A 428-nucleotide genomic window follows, 5' to 3' on the forward strand; every position below is an offset into this window, starting at 1 on the left:
ACTTTGCTCTAAGTGATTCACTTTGACTTGTTTACCTTTTTTAGTTATAAACATTGTTAATGGCATCGTGCCGTGTCTATAACTAAGCTCACCTTCTATTTTAGCATAATCAGCATTAAAACGTATGAGTTCCTTATCATTACTCGTTCTATGACTTTTTGCTAAAGCTAAGGTATAAATTGATTCAAGTAAATTTGTCTTTCCTTGTGCATTTTCTCCAATGATGATATTCACGTCAGGATGACATTTCAACGTAACCTCATCATAGTTACGATAATTTTCTAATTGGAGTGTATTTAACTTCATTGTTCACCTTGATGAATGATTAAGAAAGAACCAGCATCTTCAGGTAATTCTGGGATATCTATACGATCTTGATGTTCTAACTTTTTACCGCGACGTGTTTCACGCACTCCATTAATTAATAC

At 33.4% G+C, this 428-nt stretch carries 2 protein-coding genes; both read right to left on the reverse strand.

Features of this window, described 5'->3' with window-relative positions; all coding sequences use genetic code 11:
* On the reverse strand, positions 1-306 hold a 306-nt coding region (locus tag CHM34_RS18550; RefSeq protein ID WP_169713840.1), incomplete at its 3' end, for an AAA family ATPase.
* The coding region (locus tag CHM34_RS18555) for an Hsp15 family protein (RefSeq protein ID WP_500690240.1) at positions 303-428 on the reverse strand (126 nt) is incomplete at its 5' end. The genes CHM34_RS18550 and CHM34_RS18555, both read right to left, overlap by 4 nt.

This window comes from Paludifilum halophilum (assembly GCF_002245355.1).
Taxonomy (GTDB): Bacteria; Bacillota; Bacilli; order Thermoactinomycetales; family DSM-45169; genus Paludifilum; species Paludifilum halophilum.